Source organism: Mycobacterium sp. 48b, assembly GCF_048282725.1.
GTDB lineage: Bacteria > Actinomycetota > Actinomycetes > Mycobacteriales > Mycobacteriaceae > Mycobacterium.
Genome location: NZ_JBLVUL010000001.1, coordinates 5,262,551 through 5,283,343, shown reverse-complemented (window position 1 = coordinate 5,283,343; position 20,793 = coordinate 5,262,551). Strand labels below are relative to the sequence as shown.

Genomic DNA, 20,793 nt, shown 5'->3' with positions numbered 1-20,793 from the left:
ATCAGCGCGCCGGAGCCGGTGCCGGCTCCTGCGCAGGCATGGTGCGGGCGATCTGGCCGGAGATCTGCTGGATGGGTGTCGGCCCGGAGCCGGCGGGCAGGGTCAGCGCGACGTATACCGGGCGGTCTACCGCGTACCACGTGCTGCGGCCCTGATCATCGGCGGCCGGGCCTGCTTCTCCCACCCGGAACCACTGGATCTCGTCGACCACCTGCAACGGGGTGCCCACGACGAAATCGGTGGGGCGTTCCAGCCCGCAGCGCAGGACGACGGGCTCGGTGTCGGGTTCGGCACGCCAGGCCGCGGTACCCGGAGGGGTCGGGTCGACGGTCGGGGCACGGCGGAAATCACCGAGCTGCTGGGGGAGTGCGTTAAGCAGGTCGTGGCACTGCTGGCTGTCGGCCTGCGGTGCGGGTATCGCCGGGATGGCGACGGGTTGCTGCTCGGGTGAACGCTGCCGGGACGCCGCAATACCGAGGACGGTGATCAGCACCGAGACCGCGACGACGACCGCCGCGATCAGCAGGGCGCGTGGTGGTCCATCGGTGGTGTGCGAGTCGGTCACACCACCAACTCTATGGCTGGCCGGCGTTGGCGATCGGGCAGGTCAGGGTCCGGGTGATCCCGGGTACCTGCTGCACGGCGGGTACCACGTCGGACTGCAGCAGCGGCAGAGTGTCGGCGCTGATGCGCAGCACCACGTCATAGGGCCCGGTCACGTACTCCGCGGACACCACACCCGGCAGGGCGGCGAGTTGTTTGGCGACGACCTCGGCGCGGCCCACCTCGGTCTGGATCAGCACGTAAGCCTCCACCACCGGCTGTCTCCTCCATCTCGCTGCATAAACTGCTGGCCGCAGGCACCAAACGTACCGCAGGTCGGGTCCGGGTTCAGGACGCGGCAGCCGACCGGCAGGAGGCCACATGACCGGCGAGACCATCGGTAGCGATTCCGGGGACGACAACGACGACACCTTGGCGGGAGCCGGGGAATTCGGCGTCATCGACCGGTTGGTGGCCGGGCGCACGCAAGCCGAGGCGGTGACGCTGGGCCCGGGTGACGACGCGGCCGTGGTCGCGGCGGCCGACGGCCGCACGGTGGTCTCCACCGACATGCTGGTCCAAGACCGCCATTTCCGGCTGGACTGGTCGACGCCGCACGATATCGGCCGCAAGGCGATCGCCCAGAACGCTGCCGACATCGAGGCGATGGGCGGCAGGCCCACCGCATTCGTGGTGGCGTTCGGCGCCCCCTCGGACACCGCTGTCTCCGTCGCGGCGGGCGTGGCGGACGGACTGTGGGACGAGGCGGGTCGGCTGGGCGCGAGCATCGCAGGCGGAGACCTGGTCCGCGCGCCACTGTGGGTGATATCGGTCACGGTGCTCGGCGACCTCGGTGGCCGGGAACCGGTGTGCCGCAGCGGTGCCCGGGCCGGCGACACCGTGGCAGTAGCCGGCGAACTGGGTCGTTCGGCGGCCGGATATGCCCTGTGGGAACGCGGCATCCAAGGGCACGCCGGATTCGCGGAATTGCGCCGGCGGCACCTGACCCCGCAGCCGCCCTACGGGCAGGGCTCGCGCGCAGCCGACGCCGGGGCCACCGCGATGACCGACGTTTCCGACGGCCTGCTCGCCGATCTGGGCCACATCGCGACGGCATCGGGGGTCGGCATCGACGTGGACAGGAGCCTTCTCGACGGCGACCGGCAGGCGGTTGCCCAGGCCGCCGCGGAAGTGGGCGCCGATCCGTGGGAGTGGGTGCTGGGCGGTGGTGAGGACCATGCGCTGGCCGCGACCTTCCCGGGCGCACTGCCACCGGGCTGGCGGGCCATCGGGCGGGTGCTCGACAGCCCGGCGACGGTACTCGTCGACGGCGGCGCGTGGGCCGGAAATGCGGGATGGCAGTCGTTCGACTGAAGACTCACGCTAAGTTGGGTGTCCGTGACTGCGGATGCGACGAGCGAATCGACAGGTGCACGCCCCCTGAATGAACTTGTCGAGGATGGCTGGGCCCGCGCACTCGAGCCGGTGGGCGCGCACGTCGCGCAGATGGGGGAATTCCTTCGCGCGGAACTCGCCGCGGGCAGGCGCTATCTACCTGCCGGACCGAATGTTCTGCGCGCCTTCACCTTTCCGTTCGACAAGGTGCGGGTGCTGATCGTCGGACAAGATCCGTATCCGACGCCCGGGCATGCCGTCGGCCTCAGTTTCTCGGTGGGTGCCGACGTGCGCCCGTTGCCGCGCAGTCTGTCGAACATCTTCACCGAGTACACCCAGGATCTGGGGCATCCGCAGCCGGCCAACGGTGACCTCACCCCGTGGGCACAGCAAGGCGTGATGTTGCTCAACAGGGTGCTCACGGTGTCTCCCGGAACCCCGGCCTCGCACCGGGGCAAAGGCTGGGAAGCGGTGACGGAGTGCGCGATCCGGGCGTTGGTCGCGCGCAAGCAGCCAATGGTGGCGGTGCTGTGGGGCCGTGATGCCTCGACGCTGAAGCCGCTACTGGCCGAAGGTGACTGCGCGACGATCGAATCGCCGCATCCGTCGCCGTTGTCGGCGTCGCGGGGATTCTTCGGTTCGCGCCCGTTCAGCCGGGCCAATGAACTGTTGCAGCAGAGAGGCGCCGAACCGATCGACTGGCGGTTGCCCGGCTGAGGGTCAGGGCTTGGGGATCGCCGGTGCCTGCGGAATGGGAGGCGGAGCCGGGATCCCCGGCGAGGGGATCTCGATCGTCACGTCCCCGTCGCCTTCGCCCGGGGAGGTCGGCATCTGAGCGGGTGACGTGGGCGCAGGCGAAACCGGGGTTTCGATGATCGTGGTCTCGGTATGCGTCGCCGGGCCGTCTGACGTCACCGGTATCTCGGTCGTCGAAGGCGTCTCCGAGGTGGTGGTGTTGTCCTCGGATGCGGTGCCGCCACACGCGGTGAGGATCGACCCGACCGCGACGGCGGCAGCGAACGTGTGAAGCGGTGCATGTGATGCACGACATAGGGTCATGACGGGAGGACGTACCCCGTCGTGACCTCAGGTAAACAGGACTGTCGCGCGCCCGTCAGGGCGAGCGAGGTCAGCCGCGCGAGACCTTGCCGGCCTTGATGCAGGAGGTGCAGGCGTTCACGCGCTGCTTGTTGCCACCCGGACGCGCCACGGTACGCACCGACTGGATGTTCGGATCCCAGCGTCGGCTGGTCCGCCGATGCGAGTGCGACACCGACTTGCCGAAGCCCGGGGCCTTTCCGCAGATATCGCACACGGCAGCCATATCAACAACTCCTCGAAATCAGTCTTGGGGGGTTGGGCCCGCTCGCCGCAAAACGGCGGGGCTCAGCCCGACAACCTGATCAGAATACCGGGAGGCCAGAGGATCGCCAAAACGGCCCGTGAACACCACCCCAGGTTGTCCACAGCCGGCGGTGCTCTGATCAAGTTTGTCGCCGTCAGTCGATAGGCTGGCGCCCACGGCGGTGACCGCGGGGGATGGCCGCGGGGTTCTGTGGGATCTGATGGGGATTGGGAGGTCCGATGTCGGCTCGGCGGCTGGACGCCCCCGCTCTGCGGGCCTGGGCCCACGCTGCCGTCGACGACCTGATCATCCATTCCGACGAGATCAACCGGCTCAATGTGTTCCCCGTGGCCGATGCGGATACCGGGACAAACATGCTGTTCACGATGCGTTCGGCATGGGCCCATGTCGACGCCGAACCGGCCGATGCGGACATCCCGGCAGTCGCCAGCGCGTTGGCTGCCGGGGCGTTGCAGGGGGCGCGGGGCAACTCCGGGGTGATCCTGTCGCAGATTCTGCTCGGCCTGGCCGAGATCATCACCACCGCGGCAGCCCAGCGTGACGGCGACCTTCCGGCCGTGGACGCGGCGCTGTTCGGCGCGGCGCTGCACCACGCCGCCGCCCTGGCCGTCACCTCGATGGGTGAGCCGGTGCCGGGGACCATCGTGTCGGTGCTGCAGGCCGCGGCCGAAGCGGCCGCCCGCTGCGCGGCCGAGGGTGGTGACGTCGCGGCGGCGGCTGCGGCCGCCGGAGAGGCCGCATCGGCCGCCCTGGACCGCACACCGCAACAACTCGACGTGCTGGCCAAGGCCGGCGTGGTCGATTCCGGTGGTCGCGGTCTGTTGGTCCTGCTGGACGCGATGACGTCCACGCTGGTCGGCCATGCGCCCCGGCGGCCGGTCTACACCCCGGCCTCGCCGCAGGCCGCATTCGCTGTCACAGGCCTGGCGGCCGCCGAGGCCCCGCCGCAGTTCGAGGTCATGTACCTGCTGACCGGATGCGGTGCACCTGCCGTCGAGGGGTTGCGGGCCGCGCTAGAGCGCATGGGCGAGTCGGTGGCGATCGCGGCTTCGGGCAGCGACCAGTACTCGGTTCACGTCCACGTCGACGACGCCGGGGCGGCGGTGGAGGCCGGGCTCGCGGTCGGGTCCTTGAACCGCATCCAGATCACCGCGTTGACCGTGACCCCTGGCCTCAAGGCCGCCGGCGGCTGGGCTCACGAGCGCGCGGTGCTGGCCGTCGTCGACGGGGACGGTGGCGTCGAACTCTTCGCGGGTGAGGGCGCGCACGTCCTGCGGCCCGACGATGGCGAGCCCGTCAACGCCCAGCAGTTGTTGCGCGCCCTGATCGACGTCGGTGCTGCCCAGGTCATGGTGCTGCCGAACGGCTATGTGGCCGCCGAGGAGTTGGTGGCGGGCTGCACCGCGGCCATCGGGCGGGGTGTCGATGTCGTGCCGGTGCCGGCCGGCTCGATGGTGCAGGGGCTGGCCGCACTGGCCGTCCACGACGACAGCAGGCAAGCGGTCGACGACGGGTACACCATGGCGCGAGCGGCCGCCGGCGCGCGGCACGGCGCGGTGCGGATCGCCACCGAAGAGGCGTTGACGTGGGCGGGCACCTGCAAGCCAGGCGACGGGCTGGGCATCGCCGGCGATGAGGTGCTGATCGTGGGACCCGACATCACCACGGCCGCCGCCGGGTTGATCGACCTGTTGATGGTGGCGGGTGGAGAGCTGATCACGGTGCTGACCGGCGACGGTGTGGACGTCACCGTGGGGCAGGAGCTGAAGGCGCATGTGCATCGCGAGCACCTCGGCGCAGAGCTGGTGACCTATCACACCGGCCACCGCGGCGACGCCCTGCTGATCGGGGTGGAGTAGTGGTCAACCTCGGCGATCGCCTCGAGTTCGTCATCGGCAAGAAGAACGCGGACAAGCTGAACGCCAACTTCGGCCTACGCACGGTCAACGACCTGTTGCGGCACTACCCGCGCAAGTACAGCGACGGCATGTCGGTGCGCGGTGAAGGCGAGGCGCTCGACCTGGAGGAGGGTGAGCACGTCACCTTCATCGAGGTCGTCACCGAAACCAAGGTCGGCGACATGAAGCCGATCTTCAACAAGACCACGGGTAGGCCGAAGAGCCGAAAGTGGTTGCGGGTCACCCTGGGGGAGCACCGCCCCGCCGTGACAGCGACGTTCTTCAACGCCGGGTGGATGGTCGACAAGCTGGAAACCGGCACACGGCTCATGCTCTCCGGCGAGGTCAAGTACTTCCGCAACGCCCTTCAACTGGACCATCCGGCGTTCCTGGTCTTGAATCCACCGCCCGGCAAGCAGATCGGGACAAAGTCGCTCAAGACCATCGCAACCGCATCGGGAGCCACCGGGGAAGAGATGCTCGCGGAGTTCGAGCGCGATTTCTTCCCGATTTACCCGGCCTCGAAGCAGGTGCAGAGCTGGGACATCTACGCATGCGTGCGTCAGACCCTCGATGTTCTCGACCCGGTCCCGGATCCACTGCCGGAATCCTTTGTGCGCGAACATAATCTGATGTCCGAGGATGCGGCACTACGGGCCGTTCACCTGACAGAGAACGCTGCCGAACGTGAGCGGGCCAGTGAGCGGCTGACCTTCGACGAGGCCATCGGTCTCCAGTGGGGTCTGGTGGGCAGGCGTTACAGCGAGTTGAGCGAATCCGGGCCTCCCGCACCGCCAGTCGACGGCGGGTTGGCGGCCGCCATGCACAGCCGGATGCCGTTCGAGCTGACCGCAGGGCAATCCGAGGTGCTGGAGGTGATCTCGGGCGAGCTGGCCTCGACGCGGCCGATGAACCGGATGCTGCAGGGCGAGGTGGGTTCGGGCAAGACCATCGTCTCGGTGCTGGCGATGCTGCAGATGGTGGATGCGGGCTACCAGTGCGCCTTGCTCGCGCCCACCGAAGTGCTTGCCGCCCAACATGCGCGCTCGATCCGCGACGTGCTGGGGCCGCTGGCGATGATGGGGCAGCTCGGCGGCGCCGAGACGGCAACCGGTGTCGCGCTGCTGACCGGGTCGATGACGGCACCGCAGAAGCGTGCCGTCCGTGGCGAGGTGGCGTCGGGACAGGCCGGCATCGTGGTCGGCACGCACGCCCTGCTGCAGGATGCGGTGGAGTTCCACAACCTGGGCATGGTGGTCGTCGACGAACAGCACCGGTTCGGCGTCGAACAGCGGGATGCTTTACGCGCCAAGGCACGCGACGGTTTGACCCCCCACCTCCTGGTGATGACGGCCACGCCGATCCCGCGCACCGTGGCGCTGACGGTGTACGGCGATCTGGAGACCTCGACGTTGCGTGAGCTGCCCCGTGACCGTCAACCCATCACCACCAACACCATCTTCATCTCGCAGAAGCCGGCCTGGCTGGACCGGGCCTGGGCGCGCATCCGCGAGGAGGTGGGCGCGGGGCGACAGGCCTACGTGGTCGCCTCACGGATCGACGAGTCGGACAAACCCGGAGACAATAAGGACGGGCGCGGCGGCCCGCCGCCCGTCACGGTGGTCGAACTGTTCGACCGGTTGCGTGCGGGCCCGCTGGCCAGGTTGCGGCTGGGGCTCATGCACGGCCGGTTGTCCGGCGACGAGAAGGACGCCGTAATGGGCGCCTTCCGGGCCGGCGAGATCGACGTGCTGGTGTGTACCACCGTGATCGAGGTCGGTGTCGACGTGCCCAACTCGACCATGATGGTGGTGATGGACGCCGACCGGTTCGGCATCAGCCAGCTGCATCAGCTGCGCGGCCGGATCGGTCGTGGTCAGCATCCCAGTTTGTGCCTGCTGGCCACCCGGCTTCCCGAGACCTCGAAGGCCGGTGAGCGGATCAAGGCCGTGGCCGGGACGCTCGACGGTTTCGCGCTGGCCGATCTCGATCTGGATGAGCGTCGTGAGGGAGATGTGCTGGGCCTCAACCAGTCCGGGCGCACCATCAACTTGCGCTTCCTGTCCCTGCGGGATCACCTAGAGGTGATCCAGGAGGCCCGGGCGTTCTGCGAGCAGCTCTACGAGCAGAGCCCACACGATCCCGGAATGGATCTGCTGGCAGCACAATTCGTCAACACCGACCGCGTCGAATACCTGGACAAGGCATGACCCGCCGCCGGCTGTGGTGGCTGGCCGCGGCAGTCGCGCTCGCGGTGGTGGTCGCCGTCCAGGTGACCACCTCGACGCCCGATGCCGTGCGCTTCGCCGCCCAGGCGCAACCGCCGAGCCTGGCCCCCGGGGTGGATCTGTTGGCCGGGCTGCCGGAAGTGCCGATACGGGTGCGCGGCAACGACTATCGTCGCGCGGCGTTCGGTGAGTCCTGGGACGACGACAACAGCGCGCCCGGTGGCCACAACGGCTGCGACACCCGTAACGACATCCTCAACCGCGATCTCGTCGACAAGACGTTCGTCGCGATCAAGCGGTGTCCGGTCGCCGTGGCGACGGGCACGCTGCACGATCCGTATACCAATGCGGTGGTGTCGTTCGTCCGCGGCAACCAGACGGGTGCCGCGGTGCAGATCGACCACATCGTGCCGCTGGCACTGGCCTGGGATCTGGGGGCCCGAGGCTGGCCCGACGATCTGCGGCTGCGGTTCGCCAACGATCCCGCCAACCTGCTGGCGGTCGCCGGTAAACCCAATCAGGACAAGGGCGATCAGGAGCCCGCCCATTGGATGCCGCCCAATCGGGCGTTCTGGTGTCAGTACGCGGTGCAGTTCGTGGAGGTGCTGCGCGGCTACGCGCTCCCGGTCGACACCGCGTCCGCCGGAGTCCTCCGTGAAGCCGCGGGCACCTGTCCGACGGGCTGAGCGGGATTCTTTCGCGGCGTTGTCAAAACGTACCGCCACCTGTGCCGACCGGTTAACCTCTGGGAAGGCATAGAGGTGTGCGATGTATCTGACTCAAGGGCTACGGCGCGCGGCGCAGATCCGCCCGCGCGAAGAATCCACGGTGTTCAGGCAGCGGCGGCGCATCTGGTCGGAGACGGCCGACCGTGTCGCGCGGATCGCGGCTGGGCTCAAGGACATTGGCGTAGTACCCGGCGATCGTGTCGCGATCCTGGCGCTCAACAGCGATCGCTATTTCGAACTGCTGTACGCCATCCCGTGGATGGGCGCCGTCATGGTGCCGATCAACACCCGGCTGGCTGCGCCGGAGATCCGGGCCATCGTCGAGGATGCTGGGGCGCGGGTGTTGTTCGTCGATGATGCGATGCAGGCCCATGCTGCCGCATTGGCCGGACAGGCATCGACACTCGAGTCGATCTTCTACCTCGATGACGGCGCGACACCCGCCGGCATGCGGCCCTCCGAGCAGTTGGTGGCCGGGCCTGCGATGGCAGATGCGGGCGCCGGCGGTGACACGCTCGCCGGCCTGTTCTACACCGGCGGCACCACGGGCAAGCCCAAGGGCGTGATGCTGAGCCACGACAACCTCGTGGCGAACGCGATGAATGTCATTGCCGGGATGTACTACGACCAGGACATGGTCTACCTCCACTCCGCCCCGATGTTCCATCTCGCCGATGGCGGTGCGACGTTCGGTGTCACCGCCTGCGGGGGACGCCACGTCTTCGTGCCGCGATTCGATGCCGCCGACTGCCTGCAGACGATGCAGCAGGAGCGGGTCACTCACGCCGTGTATGTGCCGACCATGATCAACATGCTGGTGAACCACCCCGCCGTTGGCGACGTCGACCTCTCTCGTCTCGCCTACATCACCTATGGGGCATCACCGATGCCGGAAGGCATGTTGCGCAAGGCGCTTGGGGTCTTCCCGAGCTGCAGATTCATCCACGCCTACGGCATGACCGAAGCGGCGCCGGGTCTGACGCTGCTACCACCGCGCTACACCACCCTCGACGGGCCGTATGCGGGCCGCATCAAGTCATGTGGGCAGGCCGTGCTCACGGCCGAGGTGAGGATCGTCGACGGGGAGCGAAACGAATTGCCCCGCGGGGCAATCGGTGAGGTTGCGGCCAGCGGACCGATGATCATGTTGGGGTACTGGAACAAGCCCGGGGAAACGGCAGCGGTGCTCGAAGACGGTTGGTTCTACACCGGTGATGCCGGCTACATGGATGACGAGGGATTCGTCTTCATCGTGGACCGGCTCAAGGACATGATCATCACGGGCGGCGAGAATGTGTATTCGGCCGAGGTCGAGGACGCCATCTCGCTCATGCCCGATGTCGCCGAGGTGGCCGTGATCGGAATCCCTGACCTCAAGTGGGGTGAGTCCATCCACGCCGTGATCGTGCCGCGCCCCGGAACCACCCTTACCGCCGAGAGCGTGATCGCACACTGCGGCACGCAGATCGCCGGCTACAAGTGCCCACGCTCGGTCGAGTTCCGCAACGCCGCGCTCCCGCTGTCCGGCACCGGCAAGGTGCTGAAACGCGAACTGCGGGAGCCCTTCTGGAGTGCCGGATCGGCTGAGTGATGCCGGGTTGCGGCTACCCCGTGAAAGTCGCCGGGTCCGGCCGGAACCGGGTGCCGTCATCGAGGCCGTTGAGGCTGTCCATCTGCTCGGTCGTCAGCTCGAAGCCGAACACGTCCAGGTTGGACGCGATCCGATCCGGGTTGGTGGACCGCGAGATCACGATGTTGCCCAACTGGATGCTCCAGCGGATCAGCACCTGCGCCGGGGTCCTTCCATGCGCCTCGGAGATGGACGTGACGGCCGGGTTGTCGAGCAGGTTGCCGACGCCGAGCGGGCTGTAGGCCTCCGTGGCGACGTTGTACTGAGCGTTGGCGGCCCGCCAGGCACTCTGGTTGAGCAGCGGGTGCAACTCGATCTGGTTGACCGCGGGGGTGACGAACGTCAGGTCGACGATGGTCGACAGGTTCTCGGGACTGAAGTTGGACACGCCGGTGGAGCGGGCCATGCCCTCCTGCTTGAGCGCCATCAGCCCACCCCAGCTGTCGACATACTTGCCGACGTCGCTGCCGGGCCAATGGATCAGGTAGAGGTCCACATAGTCCAGACCGAGGCGCTCCAGGCTCGCCCGTCCGGCGTTCTGGGACGACTGGAAACCGTGATCGGTGACCGCCAGCTTGGTGGTGACCGAGATCTCCTCGCGCGGAATGCCCGATGCCGCGATGGCACGGCCGACGCCGGCTTCGTTGCCGTATGCGGCGGCCGTGTCGATCAGCCGGTGGCCCGCCTCCAGGGCCGCCGAAACCACACGCTCTGCCTCGGAATCCGAGAGTCCGCCGACGCCCAGACCGACAACGGGAATCGTACGGTCGTCGTTGAGCGTGACGGTGGGAATCGCAGCCCCGTCCGAGGAGGTCATGTCACCTATCCTGTGAAGTTGAAGGTTCGCGGATCGGGACCCAGGCGCGTGTCCGTGTTCAACGAGGCGATGGCCGCCATATCCGTTTCGTCCAGGTCGAAATCGAACACGTCGAAATTACTGACAATCCGCTCGGGGTTCACCGACTTGGGGATGACGATATTACCCAGATGTATATGCCACCTAATCAGTACCTGTGCGGGGGTTTTGCCGTGCCGTTCGGCGATGCCGGCGATCACCGGATCGGCCAGTAACGACCCCTGGCCCAGCGGGCTCCATGCCTCGGTGGCGATGCCCAATTCGGCGTGCACCTCACGGAGCTCGTTCTGCGGCAGCAGCGGGTGCAATTCGATCTGATTGACCGCGGGCACGATGCCGGTCGAGTCGATGAGCACGGTGAGGTGTTCGGGCGCGAAGTTACTCACCCCGATGGAGCGCACCCGACCCTGATCGTGCAGGTGCGCGAAGGCCTTGAACGTGTCGACGTAGGCGTTGTTGGCCGGCACGGGCCAGTGGATGAGGTACAGGTCGAGGTAGTCGACACCGAGCCGGTCCAGGCTGGCGTCGAACGCCGCCAGCGTCGAGTCATACCCCTGGTCGCTGTTCCACAGCTTGGTCACCAGGAACACTTCTTCGCGAGGAACCCCGGAGTTGACCAGGCCGCGGCCCGTCTCGGGTTCGTTGCGGTACGCGGCGGCGGTGTCGATGTGCCGGTAGCCTGCCTGCAGCGCCGCCGTCACCGCGCGTTCGGTCTCTTCGGCAGGGGTCTGCCAAACCCCCAACCCGACCTGCGGTATCGAATTACCGTCGTTGAGCGTGACACGAGGACTCACAGAGGGATCAGCCATGACTGAAAGTCTGCCAGCAGGGCAGCCCCTGGGCGGACCTGACGGTCGTCGCGGGGAAGGCGTCAAACAGCTGCTGCTGGCGCGGGCGACCAAGGTCACCCTGGCGGCTATCCCGCGGATCTCCGACCGGGTCAAGCGCCTGCTGCTCGGTGGGCGTTCGGTGACGATCGACGGCAACACCCTGGACACCACGCTGCAATTCACCCTGGCCGCCGAGCACGCGGCCGGTGTCGGAGGCCTGGTCGCCGACCACAGCCCGGAGTCGGGCGTCGCGGTCTCGCGGGCGGCGCTGCGGGCGACCGCAGCGATGATGAAGGCCCGCATCGATGCGGATGTGAGCGAGATTTCGATTCCGGGACCGGCCGGGCCCATCCCGGCGCGACGGTATGTCCCTGACGGTATGGGCTCCCCGGCTATTTCCGCGCTGCTGCTCTACTTCCACGGCGGCGGCTTCGTGCTCGGTGACCTCGACACCCATGACAGTCTGTGCCGGCTGATCTGCCGGGACGGGGGAATCCAGGTGATCTCCGTCGACTACCGGCTCGCGCCCGAACACAAGGCGCCCGCCGCAGTCGACGACGCGTACGCCGCCTACCGCTGGGCGCTCGACCATGCAGCCGGTCTCGGCGCCACGCGCATCGTGGTCGGCGGAGACAGCGCGGGCGGCAACCTGGCTGCTGTGGTGGCTCAACAGGCCCGCGATTCCGAACTGCCGCTGCCCGCGCTGCAGCTGCTGCTCTATCCGGTCACCGACATGTCCAGCGACACGCGATCCAAGACCCTGTTCGCCGACGGCTTCTTCCTGAGCACACGCGACATGGACTGGTTCTCGGCGCACTACCTCGACGGTGCCGAGGTGACCGCCGAGGATCCGGTGATCTCACCGCTGCTGAACGAGGATCTGACGGGCCTGCCGCCCGCACTGGTGGTCACCGCCGGGTTCGATCCGCTGCGTGACGAGGGCAACCGCTATGCGAGAGCCCTGCAGGACGCCGGGGTGGTGGTGGATCTCCGCGAAGAGCGGTCGATGATGCATGCGTTCGCCAACTTCTTCCCGCTGGGAGGCGGTAGCGCCACCGCGACGAGCGCAATGATCTCTGCCCTGCGCGCACATCTCAGCCACGCCGAAAGCTGACCTGGCAGCGCCGGTACGCTTGTCGACGTGGCCAAACCGAAGAAGACCGCGAAGTACGACCTCAAGGCGGCTGACCGCAAGCGCAACCTGTGGGTTCAGATCGGGCTGACAGCTGTTGTGGTGCTGTTCGCCGTCGGCCTGGTGCTCTACATCGTGACGACCGGCCACAAGCGCCCGGCCTCCGGGGAGGCCCGTGCGGTGCACGTGTCGGCGCCCAACGTGATCACCAAAGAGGGCACCTCTGAGCCCAAGGTGACGCTGAGCCTCTTCGAGGACTTCCTGTGTCCCGCGTGCGGTCATCTGGAACAGCAGTTCGGCCCGACCATCAACAAACTGATCGACGCCGGTGCGGTCGCCGTGGACTACCACATGGTGGCGATCCTGGACAAGGCGGGCAACGGCTACTCGTCGCGGGCCGGCGGCGCCGCCTATTGCATCGCCGACGAGTCCATCGACGCATTCCGCCGATTCCACTCCGCGCTCTACACACCCGGAATCCAGCCGGAGGAGGGCAGCGGTGTCTACCCGGACAACGCAAGGATCATGGAGCTGGCCCGCCAGGCCGGTGCCGCCGGTGACGTGCCCGACTGCATCACCAAGGGCCGGTACGTCGAGATGGTTCAGGGCATGGCCGCGGCCACCGGGATCAACTCGACACCGACCATCCGGTTCAACGGTGAGGACTACAACCCGACGACGCCCGACGCCCTGATCGCCAAGGTCAAGGAGGTCGTCGGCGACCTGCCCGCGTTGAGCGGCCCGGCCCCCGGTCCCGGCGCACCCGCGGCACCTGCCGCACCTGCCGCACCCGCGGCACCCGCGGCACCCGCAGCACCTGCCACTCCGGCGCCGGCCAAGCCATGACCGATACCGCCGCGTCCGAGCTCGACGAGCCGGGGACCGAGAAGGCCCCGGGAGTGGCCGTCGGCAAGGCCGGCGCGGTCTGGATCCTGATTGCCGGTGTCCTCGGTCTGGCCGCGGCGCTGGCGCTGACGATCGAGAAGATCGAGCTTCTCATCGATCCGTCCTACGTTCCGACCTGCAGCATCAACCCGGTGATCTCATGCGGCTCGGTGATGACCACCTGGCAGGCATCGGTCTTCGGATTCCCCAACTCGCTGATCGGAGTGGTCGCCTTCACGGTCACCCTGGTCACCGGGGTGCTGGCCGTGGCAGGCGTTCGGCTGCCGGGTTGGTACTGGGCGGGGTTTGCGGCCGGAACGCTGCTCGGTGCCGTCATGGTGCACTGGCTGATCTTCCAGAGCCTGTACCGCATCGGCGCGCTGTGCCCGTACTGCATGGTGGTGTGGTCGGTGACCATCCCGCTGTTGGTGGTGGTGAGTTCCATCGCGCTTCGCCGGCTGCACACCAACGGGGTCGCCCGGGCGATCTACCAGTGGCGGTGGTCCATTGTCGCGCTCTGGTTCACCTCACTTGTGCTGTTGATCTTGGTGCGTTTCTGGGAATACTGGTCAACGCTGCTGTAACACTTCCGAAATAACTTGTCGGTTAGGTCTACCCGTGATTTCCAAACTGTTAGTTGCCAATCGTGGCGAGATCGCGATCCGTGCGTTTCGTGCTGCCTATGAGATGGGCATCGCGACGGTGGCGGTGTATCCGTACGAGGATCGCAATTCGCTGCACCGTCTGAAGGCCGACGAGTCGTATCAGATCGGCGAGATCGGCCATCCGGTACGGGCGTACCTGTCTGTGGACGAGATCATCAGGGTCGCCAAGCATTCCGGCGCGGACGCGGTCTACCCGGGCTACGGGTTCCTGTCGGAGAACCCTGAGTTGGCGTCGGCCTGCGCGGAAGCGGGAATCACCTTTGTGGGGCCCTCGGCGCAGGTTCTGGAATTGACCGGCAACAAGGCGCGGGCGATCGACGCGGCCCGGGCCGCGGGACTGCCGGTGCTGGCGTCTTCGGCGCCGTCGTCGTCGGTGGACGAATTGGTCTCTGCCGCACGGGATATGACGTTCCCGCTGTTCGTCAAGGCGGTGTCCGGTGGTGGTGGGCGTGGTATGCGCCGGGTGACCGATCACGAAGCGCTGCCCGAGGCGGTGGAGGCGGCGTCGCGTGAGGCGGAGTCGGCGTTCGGCGATCCCGAGGTGTACCTGGAGCAGGCCGTCATCAACCCGCGCCACATCGAGGTGCAGATCCTGGCCGATACGCAGGGCAACGTGATGCACCTGTTCGAGCGGGATTGCAGCGTGCAGCGCCGGCACCAGAAGGTCATCGAGCTGGCGCCCGCGCCGAACCTGGATCCTGCTCTGCGCGAACAGATCTGCTCGGATGCGGTGGCCCTGGCCCGCCAGATCGGCTACAGCTGCGCGGGCACCATCGAGTTCCTGCTCGACGAGCGTGGTCATCACGTGTTCATCGAGTGCAATCCACGGATCCAGGTGGAGCACACGGTGACCGAAGAGATCACCGATGTGGACCTGGTGGGCTCGCAGTTGCGGATCGCGGCCGGGGAGAGCCTGGCCGATCTGGGATTGAGCCAGGACTCGCTGGTCATTCGCGGGGCGGCGATGCAGTGCCGGATCACGACCGAGGATCCGGCCAACGGATTCCGCCCGGACACGGGCCGGATCACCGCCTACCGGTCACCTGGCGGTGCGGGTGTTCGTCTCGACGGCGGCACCAATGTCGGGGCCGAGGTGTTGGCGCATTTCGACTCGATGCTGGTCAAGCTGACCTGTCGGGGACGGGACTTCTCCACGGCCGTCTCGCGGGCCCGGCGTGCGCTGGCCGAGTTCCGCATCCGCGGTGTGTCGACGAACATCCCGTTCCTGCAGGCCGTGATCGAGGACCCGGATTTCCGGGCCGGGCGGGTCAACACCTCGTTCATCGATGATCGGCCGCAGTTGCTGACCGCGCACACTCCTGCCGATCGCGGCACCAAGATCTTGAACTACCTGGCCGATGTCACGGTGAACAAGCCCAACGGCGAGCGGCCGACGGGGGTGTATCCGCAGGACAAGCTGCCGGCGTTGGACCTGTCGTCGGTGCCTGCGCCGGGCTCCAAGCAGCGTCTGGTGGAGTTGGGGCCCGAAGGTTTCGCCCGGTGGATGCGTGACAGCAAGGCGGTCGGGGTCACCGACACGACGTTCCGTGATGCGCACCAGTCCTTGTTGGCGACCCGGTTGCGGTCGACCGGCCTGCTCAAGGTGGCGCCGTATGTGGCCCGGACCATGCCGCAGCTGTTGTCCATCGAGTGTTGGGGTGGGGCGACTTACGATGTGGCGCTTCGCTTCTTGAAAGAAGATCCGTGGGAGCGGCTGGCCGCCCTGCGCGAGGCTGTGCCCAATATCTGTCTGCAGATGTTGTTGCGGGGCCGCAACACCGTGGGATACACGCCGTATCCGGAATTGGTGACGTCCGCTTTCGTTCAAGAGGCCACGGCAACGGGGATCGATATCTTCCGGATCTTCGACGCGTTGAACAATGTCGAGTCGATGCGTCCGGCGATCGATGCGGTGCGCGAGACCGGCACGTCGATCGCCGAGGTGGCAATGTCCTATACCGGGGATCTCAGTGACCCCGGTGAGAACCTGTACACGCTGGATTACTACTTGAAGCTGGCCGAGCAGATCGTGGATGCGGGTGCGCACGTGCTGGCGATCAAGGACATGGCCGGGTTGTTGCGTCCGCATTCGGCGCATCTGCTGGTGAGTGCGTTGCGGTCGCGGTTCGACCTGCCGGTGCATGTGCACACCCATGACACCCCGGGCGGGCAGTTGGCGACGTATCTGGCGGCCTGGCAGGCCGGGGCGTCGGCAGTCGACGGTGCGGCCGCGCCGTTGGCGGGTACGACCAGTCAGCCGGCGTTGTCCTCGATCGTGGCCGCCGCCGCGCACACCGAGTACGACACGGGGCTGTCGCTGGACGCGGTCTGCGACCTGGAGCCGTACTGGGAGGCGTTGCGCAAGGTCTACGCGCCGTTCGAATCAGGGCTTCCGGCGCCGACGGGGCGGGTGTACACCCACGAGATTCCCGGCGGGCAGCTGAGCAACCTGCGTCAGCAGGCCATCGCGCTGGGGTTGGGGGACCGGTTCGAGGAGATCGAGACCAACTACGCCGCGGCCGATCGGGTGCTGGGGCGGTTGGTGAAGGTGACCCCGTCGAGCAAGGTGGTCGGGGATCTGGCGCTGGCGCTGGTGGGTGCCGGGGTCAGTGCGCAGGAGTTCGCCGCCGATCCGGCGAAGTACGACATTCCTGACAGTGTGATCGGGTTCCTGCGTGGCGAACTCGGTGATCCGCCGGGCGGATGGCCAGAGCCGTTGCGCACCAAGGCCCTTGAGGGCCGCGGACCCGCGAAGCCGATCCAGGAGCTCTCGGTCGAGGACGAGGCGCTGCTGGCCGCGCCCGGGCCCAAGCGGCAGGCGGCGTTGAACCGGTTGCTGTTCCCGGCGCCGACCAAGGAGTTCGAGGCGCACCGCGAAACCTACGGCGACACCTCGAGCCTGAGTGCCAATCAGTTCTTCTACGGATTGCGCTACGGCGAGGAGCATCGTGTCGAGCTCGAGCGCGGTGTGCAGTTGCTGATCGGTCTTGAGGCCGTCTCCGACGCCGACGAGCGGGGGATGCGCACGGTGATGTGCATCCTCAACGGGCAACTGCGTCCGATCACGGTGCGTGACCGCAGCATCGCCAGTGAGGTTCCGACGGCGGAGAAAGCGGACCGCAACAACCCGGATCATGTCGCGGCCCCGTTCGCCGGTGTCGTCACCGTCGGTGTCGCCGCGGGCGACACCGTGGAGGCCGGCGCCACCATCGCCACCATCGAGGCGATGAAGATGGAAGCCGCGATCACCGCGCCCAAGGCCGGCACCGTCGAACGCGTGGCGGTCGCTGCCACGGCCCAGGTCGAGGGTGGTGACCTCCTCGTGGTGGTGGGTTCGGCGGGCAGGAGCGAACCGACCGTGGAATCGATCTGACCCGCATCATCGCCGGTGCGCTGGGTGGCCGCCGGATCGCGGTGCCCCGCAGCGGCACCCGACCGACCTCCGATCGGGTCAGGGAGGCTGTGTTCAACGCGTTGACGGCGCGGCTGGATTTCGCGGGTTTGTCCGTGCTGGATCTGTATGCCGGTTCGGGAGCGCTTGGCCTGGAAGCACTTTCGCGTGGCGCGACCTCGGCGACCTTTGTCGAGGCCGACGCGCGCGCGGCCGCCGTCATCGCCGCCAACATCGCCTCCCTCGGCGTCCGTGCCGCCACCGTACGCCGCGGGAGCGTCGACTCGGTGCTGGCCGGGGGCACAACGCGGCCGGTGGATCTGGTGTTCGCCGACCCGCCGTACGACCTCGACGACGCTGCGGTCGATGCGATGCTCACGGGGTTGGCCGACGCCGGGTGGGTGGCTGCGGGCAGCGTCGTGCTGGTGGAACGGCGCGCGTCGAGTGGGCCCGTGAGCTGGCCCGCGGGCTGGGACGAGCTGAGTTCCCGCCGCTACGGCGACACCCGCGTCGAACTCGCCGAAGTGGGCTAGCGGGTCGGTCGCGGCGGCGGGGCCTGTACCGTCGTCACCCATGAGTGGCGCGGTATGCCCCGGCTCCTTCGACCCGGTGACCCTTGGCCATGTCGACATTTTCGAGCGCGCGGCGGCGCAGTTCGACGAGGTCGTGGTGGCGGTGCTGGTGAACCCCAACAAGAAGGGCATGTTCGACCTCGACGAGCGAATGGCGATGATCGCCGAGTCGACGGCGCACCTGCCGAATCTGCGGGTCGAATCCGGTCAGGGCCTGGTGGTCGATTTCGTCAAGGCGCGCGGGCTGACCGCGATCGTGAAGGGTCTGCGTACCGGCACCGACTTCGAATACGAGCTGCAGATGGCGCAGATGAACAAGCACGTGGCCGGCGTCGACACCTTCTTCGTCGCGACGACACCGCAGTACTCGTTCGTGTCGTCATCGTTGGCCAAGGAAGTTGCCTCGATGGGTGGCGACGTCTCGGCGCTGCTGCCCGAGCCGGTCAATCGCCGGTTGCAGGACAAGCTCGGCGGTTAGCCCGCCGCACCGACGGGTATCTGGTTCGAATGGCGCTCAGCCCATGCGCCCTGTTCGCAAACCAGATTCCCGCGGAGGTTCCGCTGTGCCCAAGACATTCGTTCAAAACACCGACGACGTTGTGAAGTTCCTCAAAGACCAGCACAACCTGATCAAGGACCTGTTCGAGGAGGTTTTCTCCGCCTCCACCGCCGAGGCCCGCGAGAAGGCCTTCGTCGAGTTGCGCCAGATGCTGGCGGTGCACGAGACCGCCGAGGAGATGGTCGTGCATCCACGGGTCCGTCGTGAGGTCGCCGAGGGCGACGAGATCGTCGACGCCCGGCTGCACGAGGAACACGCCGCCAAAGAGCAACTGTCCAGGCTGGAGAGCATGGACATCGACTCCGCGGGATTCCTCGCCGAGCTGGCCGACTTCCGGGACGCGGTGATCGATCACGCCGAACACGAGGAGAACGAAGAGTTCGACAAGTTGCATCGCAAGCTTGCCGCCGACGACCTCGAACGGATGGCCAAGGCTGTCCAGGCTGCCGAGGCGATCGCGCCTACCCGGCCGCATCCAGGTGTCGAGTCGGCAGGGATGAACTTCGCTGTCGGTCCGTTCGCATCGATGCTCGATCGCGCGCGCGATGCGATTGCTTCCGCCTTGAAGTGATCAACGCCGCACGTCGCGTTGCCACGAACCGGCGGCGACACACCGATTGTGCTCCCAAGTCACAGGCGTAACACCAGGCACACTAGTCACTAACAACGACGACCTGGAGGGTTTTGCCGTGTACCGAGTTTTTGAAGCGCTCGACGAGCTCGGCGCGATCGTCGAAGAAGCGCGTGGTGTGCCGATGACCGCCGGTTGCGTGGTCCCGCGCGGTGATGTGCTCGAACTGATCGATGACATCAAGGACGCGATCCCCGGTGAGCTCGACGATGCCCAGGACGTGCTCGACGCGCGTGATTCGCTGCTGCGCGAGGCCAAGGAACACTCCGAGTCGGTGATGTCCAAGGTCAATGCCGACGCCGACGGCATGATCAATCACGCCAGGGGTGAGGCCGACCGACTGCTGGCCGACGCCAAGGCGCAGGCCGACCGGATGGTCGCCGAGGCCCGTCAGCACAGTGAGCGCATGGTCGGCGAGGCGCGTGAGGAGGCGGCGCGGGTCGCGACCGCGGCGAAGCGTGAGTACGACGCGACCACGGGCCGCGCCAAGGCCGAAGCCGACCGGCTGACCGAAAACGGCAACATCTCCTACGAGAAGGCCGTGCAGGAAGGCATCAAGGAGCAGCAGCGCCTGGTGTCCCAGACCGAGATCGTCTCCACCGCCACCGCCGAGGCCACCCGGCTCATCGACGCGGCGCACGCCGAGGCCGACCGGCTTCGCGGCGAGTGCGACATCTACGTCGACAGCAAACTGGCCGAGTTCGAGGACTTCCTCAACGGCACCCTGCGCTCGGTCGGCCGCGGGCGTCACCAGCTACGCACGACCGCCGGCACGCACGACTACGCCACTCGCTGACGGCCTTGTGCAGTTTCCGGCGCGCACTGCGTCGTGGCGCGTTCTGACGCCGCCGTAGGATCGATGCATGGCGACGCATGCGAAATCGGCTGGGCGGGGAGGGCCTGAAAGGCGCAGTGCTTCCCGATCGCCACTGGTGATCGATGTCTCCCGGCTGGGCCGGCGGCCAGGTTCGTTCCTGGCCCATCAGGAGACGGTGCCCAGCCCGGTGCGCATCGGGGCCGAGCTGGTCGCCATCGAGAAGGGCGCCCCCCTCGAACTCGACCTGCAGTTGCAGTCGGTGTCGGAGGGCGTGCTGGTCAGCGGGACCGTATCGGCCCCCACGGTCGGCGAATGTGCGCGCTGCCTGACCGAACTCACCGGTGACGTCGAGATCGACCTCACCGAGCTGTACGCGTACCCGGACAGCACCACCGACGAGACCACCGAAGCCGACGAGATGGGTCGGGTGGGCGCGTCCGGTCAGTCCGACACGGTGGATCTGGAACAGCCGATCATCGACGCGGTCGGATTGGCGTTGCCGTTCTCCCCGCTGTGCCGTCCGGTCTGCCCCGGGCTGTGCCCCGATTGCGGTGTGGCGCTGGCAACCGCAGAGCCGGGGCACCACCACGACAAGATCGATCCCCGCTGGGCCAAGTTGGCCGGGATGCTGCCCGAAGACGAGCGGCCCGGGGGCGACGAGTGACCG

At 67.4% G+C, this 20,793-nt stretch carries 21 protein-coding genes; 16 read left to right on the top strand and 5 right to left on the bottom strand.

Translation table 11 applies throughout. The features are described from left to right. Nucleotide 1 precedes the first annotated feature (1 nt). Both ACNQR1_RS25770 and ACNQR1_RS25765 read right to left on the bottom strand, forming a co-directional pair. The gene (locus ACNQR1_RS25770; protein WP_418048476.1) at nucleotides 2-565 is read right to left on the bottom strand and encodes a DUF3515 domain-containing protein; all 564 of its coding nucleotides are present in this window, start codon (nucleotides 563-565) and stop codon (nucleotides 2-4) included. Nucleotides 566-575: 10 nt separating this feature from the next. Beyond that, nucleotides 576-818, bottom strand: coding sequence for an Lrp/AsnC ligand binding domain-containing protein (locus ACNQR1_RS25765; RefSeq protein WP_418048475.1), 243 nt, complete (start codon nucleotides 816-818; stop codon nucleotides 576-578). A 106-nt stretch (nucleotides 819-924) separates the two neighbouring features. Here ACNQR1_RS25765 and ACNQR1_RS25760 point away from each other — a divergent pair, with 106 nt between their 5' ends. From ACNQR1_RS25760 to ACNQR1_RS25750, 3 genes are all read left to right on the top strand, one after another. Beyond that, nucleotides 925-1,917 (top strand): thiamine-phosphate kinase, encoded by a 993-nt coding sequence (locus ACNQR1_RS25760; protein ID WP_418048474.1) that lies wholly within the window; start codon nucleotides 925-927, stop codon nucleotides 1,915-1,917. Between the two features lie 24 nt (nucleotides 1,918-1,941). Further along, nucleotides 1,942-2,655 carry a uracil-DNA glycosylase gene (locus tag ACNQR1_RS25755; protein WP_418050502.1) on the top strand — a complete coding sequence of 238 codons (714 nt, stop codon included), beginning with the start codon at nucleotides 1,942-1,944 and terminating at the stop codon, nucleotides 2,653-2,655. A 127-nt stretch (nucleotides 2,656-2,782) separates the two neighbouring features. Beyond that, nucleotides 2,783-2,965, top strand: a complete 183-nt coding sequence (locus tag ACNQR1_RS25750; RefSeq protein ID WP_418048473.1) for a hypothetical protein — start codon at nucleotides 2,783-2,785, stop codon at nucleotides 2,963-2,965. A 102-nt stretch (nucleotides 2,966-3,067) separates the two neighbouring features. Here ACNQR1_RS25750 and rpmB read toward each other — a convergent pair whose 3' ends face one another. Next, entirely contained in the window at nucleotides 3,068-3,262 is a 195-nt protein-coding gene (rpmB, locus tag ACNQR1_RS25745) for a 50S ribosomal protein L28 (RefSeq protein ID WP_135453593.1), read from the bottom strand. Between the two features lie 260 nt (nucleotides 3,263-3,522). On the opposite strand from rpmB, the gene ACNQR1_RS25740 reads away from it, so the two are divergent. The 4 genes from ACNQR1_RS25740 to ACNQR1_RS25725 all read left to right on the top strand — a co-directional run bounded on the left by ACNQR1_RS25740 (nucleotide 3,523) and on the right by ACNQR1_RS25725 (nucleotide 9,749). Next, complete coding sequence (locus tag ACNQR1_RS25740) at nucleotides 3,523-5,163, top strand: DAK2 domain-containing protein (protein ID WP_418048472.1); 1,641 nt, start codon at nucleotides 3,523-3,525, stop codon at nucleotides 5,161-5,163. Beyond that, nucleotides 5,163-7,412, top strand: coding sequence for an ATP-dependent DNA helicase RecG (gene recG, locus ACNQR1_RS25735; protein ID WP_418048471.1), 2,250 nt, complete (start codon nucleotides 5,163-5,165; stop codon nucleotides 7,410-7,412). Before ACNQR1_RS25740 ends, recG begins: the two co-directional genes overlap by 1 nt. After that, on the top strand, nucleotides 7,409-8,116 hold the full coding sequence (locus tag ACNQR1_RS25730) for an HNH endonuclease family protein (RefSeq protein ID WP_418048470.1): 708 nt from the start codon (nucleotides 7,409-7,411) through the stop codon (nucleotides 8,114-8,116). Before recG ends, ACNQR1_RS25730 begins: the two co-directional genes overlap by 4 nt. 82 nt (nucleotides 8,117-8,198) lie before the next feature. After that, nucleotides 8,199-9,749, top strand: a complete 1,551-nt coding sequence (locus ACNQR1_RS25725) for an acyl-CoA synthetase (protein WP_418048469.1) — start codon at nucleotides 8,199-8,201, stop codon at nucleotides 9,747-9,749. A gap of 13 nt (nucleotides 9,750-9,762) precedes the next feature. Here ACNQR1_RS25725 and ACNQR1_RS25720 read toward each other — a convergent pair whose 3' ends face one another. Continuing rightward, nucleotides 9,763-10,605, bottom strand: a complete 843-nt coding sequence (locus ACNQR1_RS25720; protein ID WP_418048468.1) for an aldo/keto reductase — start codon at nucleotides 10,603-10,605, stop codon at nucleotides 9,763-9,765. A gap of 5 nt (nucleotides 10,606-10,610) precedes the next feature. After that, nucleotides 10,611-11,438, bottom strand: a complete 828-nt coding sequence (locus ACNQR1_RS25715; RefSeq protein WP_418050501.1) for an aldo/keto reductase — start codon at nucleotides 11,436-11,438, stop codon at nucleotides 10,611-10,613. A gap of 13 nt (nucleotides 11,439-11,451) precedes the next feature. Between ACNQR1_RS25715 and ACNQR1_RS25710 the strand changes: the two genes are divergently transcribed. The 9 genes from ACNQR1_RS25710 (at nucleotide 11,452) to ACNQR1_RS25670 (ending at nucleotide 20,790) form a co-directional block, all read left to right on the top strand. Further along, complete coding sequence (locus tag ACNQR1_RS25710; RefSeq protein WP_418048467.1) at nucleotides 11,452-12,588, top strand: alpha/beta hydrolase; 1,137 nt, start codon at nucleotides 11,452-11,454, stop codon at nucleotides 12,586-12,588. Nucleotides 12,589-12,615: 27 nt separating this feature from the next. Continuing rightward, nucleotides 12,616-13,452 carry a DsbA family protein gene (locus ACNQR1_RS25705; RefSeq protein WP_418048466.1) on the top strand — a complete coding sequence of 279 codons (837 nt, stop codon included), beginning with the start codon at nucleotides 12,616-12,618 and terminating at the stop codon, nucleotides 13,450-13,452. Beyond that, complete coding sequence (locus ACNQR1_RS25700) at nucleotides 13,449-14,075, top strand: vitamin K epoxide reductase family protein (protein ID WP_418048465.1); 627 nt, start codon at nucleotides 13,449-13,451, stop codon at nucleotides 14,073-14,075. Before ACNQR1_RS25705 ends, ACNQR1_RS25700 begins: the two co-directional genes overlap by 4 nt. A gap of 34 nt (nucleotides 14,076-14,109) precedes the next feature. Further along, complete coding sequence (locus ACNQR1_RS25695) at nucleotides 14,110-17,529, top strand: pyruvate carboxylase (RefSeq protein WP_418048464.1); 3,420 nt, start codon at nucleotides 14,110-14,112, stop codon at nucleotides 17,527-17,529. Continuing rightward, the gene (gene rsmD, locus ACNQR1_RS25690; protein WP_418050500.1) at nucleotides 17,526-18,080 is read left to right on the top strand and encodes a 16S rRNA (guanine(966)-N(2))-methyltransferase RsmD; all 555 of its coding nucleotides are present in this window, start codon (nucleotides 17,526-17,528) and stop codon (nucleotides 18,078-18,080) included. The genes ACNQR1_RS25695 and rsmD overlap by 4 nt, the downstream gene beginning before the upstream one ends. A 40-nt stretch (nucleotides 18,081-18,120) precedes the next feature. Continuing rightward, nucleotides 18,121-18,597: a pantetheine-phosphate adenylyltransferase gene (coaD, locus tag ACNQR1_RS25685; protein WP_418048463.1), complete on the top strand. Its 477-nt coding sequence runs from the start codon at nucleotides 18,121-18,123 to the stop codon at nucleotides 18,595-18,597. Nucleotides 18,598-18,682: 85 nt separating this feature from the next. Further along, entirely contained in the window at nucleotides 18,683-19,249 is a 567-nt protein-coding gene (locus ACNQR1_RS25680; RefSeq protein ID WP_418048462.1) for a hemerythrin domain-containing protein, read from the top strand. Between the two features lie 118 nt (nucleotides 19,250-19,367). Further along, nucleotides 19,368-20,105 (top strand): cell division protein SepIVA, encoded by a 738-nt coding sequence (sepIVA, locus tag ACNQR1_RS25675; RefSeq protein ID WP_044517497.1) that lies wholly within the window; start codon nucleotides 19,368-19,370, stop codon nucleotides 20,103-20,105. Nucleotides 20,106-20,172: 67 nt separating this feature from the next. After that, nucleotides 20,173-20,790 (top strand): YceD family protein, encoded by a 618-nt coding sequence (locus ACNQR1_RS25670; RefSeq protein ID WP_418048461.1) that lies wholly within the window; start codon nucleotides 20,173-20,175, stop codon nucleotides 20,788-20,790. Nucleotides 20,791-20,793 lie beyond the last annotated feature (3 nt).

Excerpts from the sequence above, each read along its gene's own strand:
- ACNQR1_RS25710 (WP_418048467.1), top strand. The coding sequence starts at position 11,452 with ATGACTGAAAGTCTGCCAGCAGGGCAGCCCCTGGGCGGACCTGACGGT.
- ACNQR1_RS25740 (WP_418048472.1), top strand. The coding sequence starts at position 3,523 with ATGTCGGCTCGGCGGCTGGACGCCCCCGCTCTGCGGGCCTGGGCCCAC.
- ACNQR1_RS25670 (WP_418048461.1), top strand. The coding sequence starts at position 20,173 with ATGGCGACGCATGCGAAATCGGCTGGGCGGGGAGGGCCTGAAAGGCGC.
- ACNQR1_RS25725 (WP_418048469.1), top strand. The coding sequence starts at position 8,199 with ATGTATCTGACTCAAGGGCTACGGCGCGCGGCGCAGATCCGCCCGCGC.
- ACNQR1_RS25700 (WP_418048465.1), top strand. The coding sequence starts at position 13,449 with ATGACCGATACCGCCGCGTCCGAGCTCGACGAGCCGGGGACCGAGAAG.
- ACNQR1_RS25720 (WP_418048468.1), bottom strand. The coding sequence starts at position 10,605 with ATGACCTCCTCGGACGGGGCTGCGATTCCCACCGTCACGCTCAACGAC.
- ACNQR1_RS25760 (WP_418048474.1), top strand. The coding sequence starts at position 925 with ATGACCGGCGAGACCATCGGTAGCGATTCCGGGGACGACAACGACGAC.
- rpmB (WP_135453593.1), bottom strand. The coding sequence starts at position 3,262 with ATGGCTGCCGTGTGCGATATCTGCGGAAAGGCCCCGGGCTTCGGCAAG.
- coaD (WP_418048463.1), top strand. The coding sequence starts at position 18,121 with ATGAGTGGCGCGGTATGCCCCGGCTCCTTCGACCCGGTGACCCTTGGC.
- ACNQR1_RS25730 (WP_418048470.1), top strand. The coding sequence starts at position 7,409 with ATGACCCGCCGCCGGCTGTGGTGGCTGGCCGCGGCAGTCGCGCTCGCG.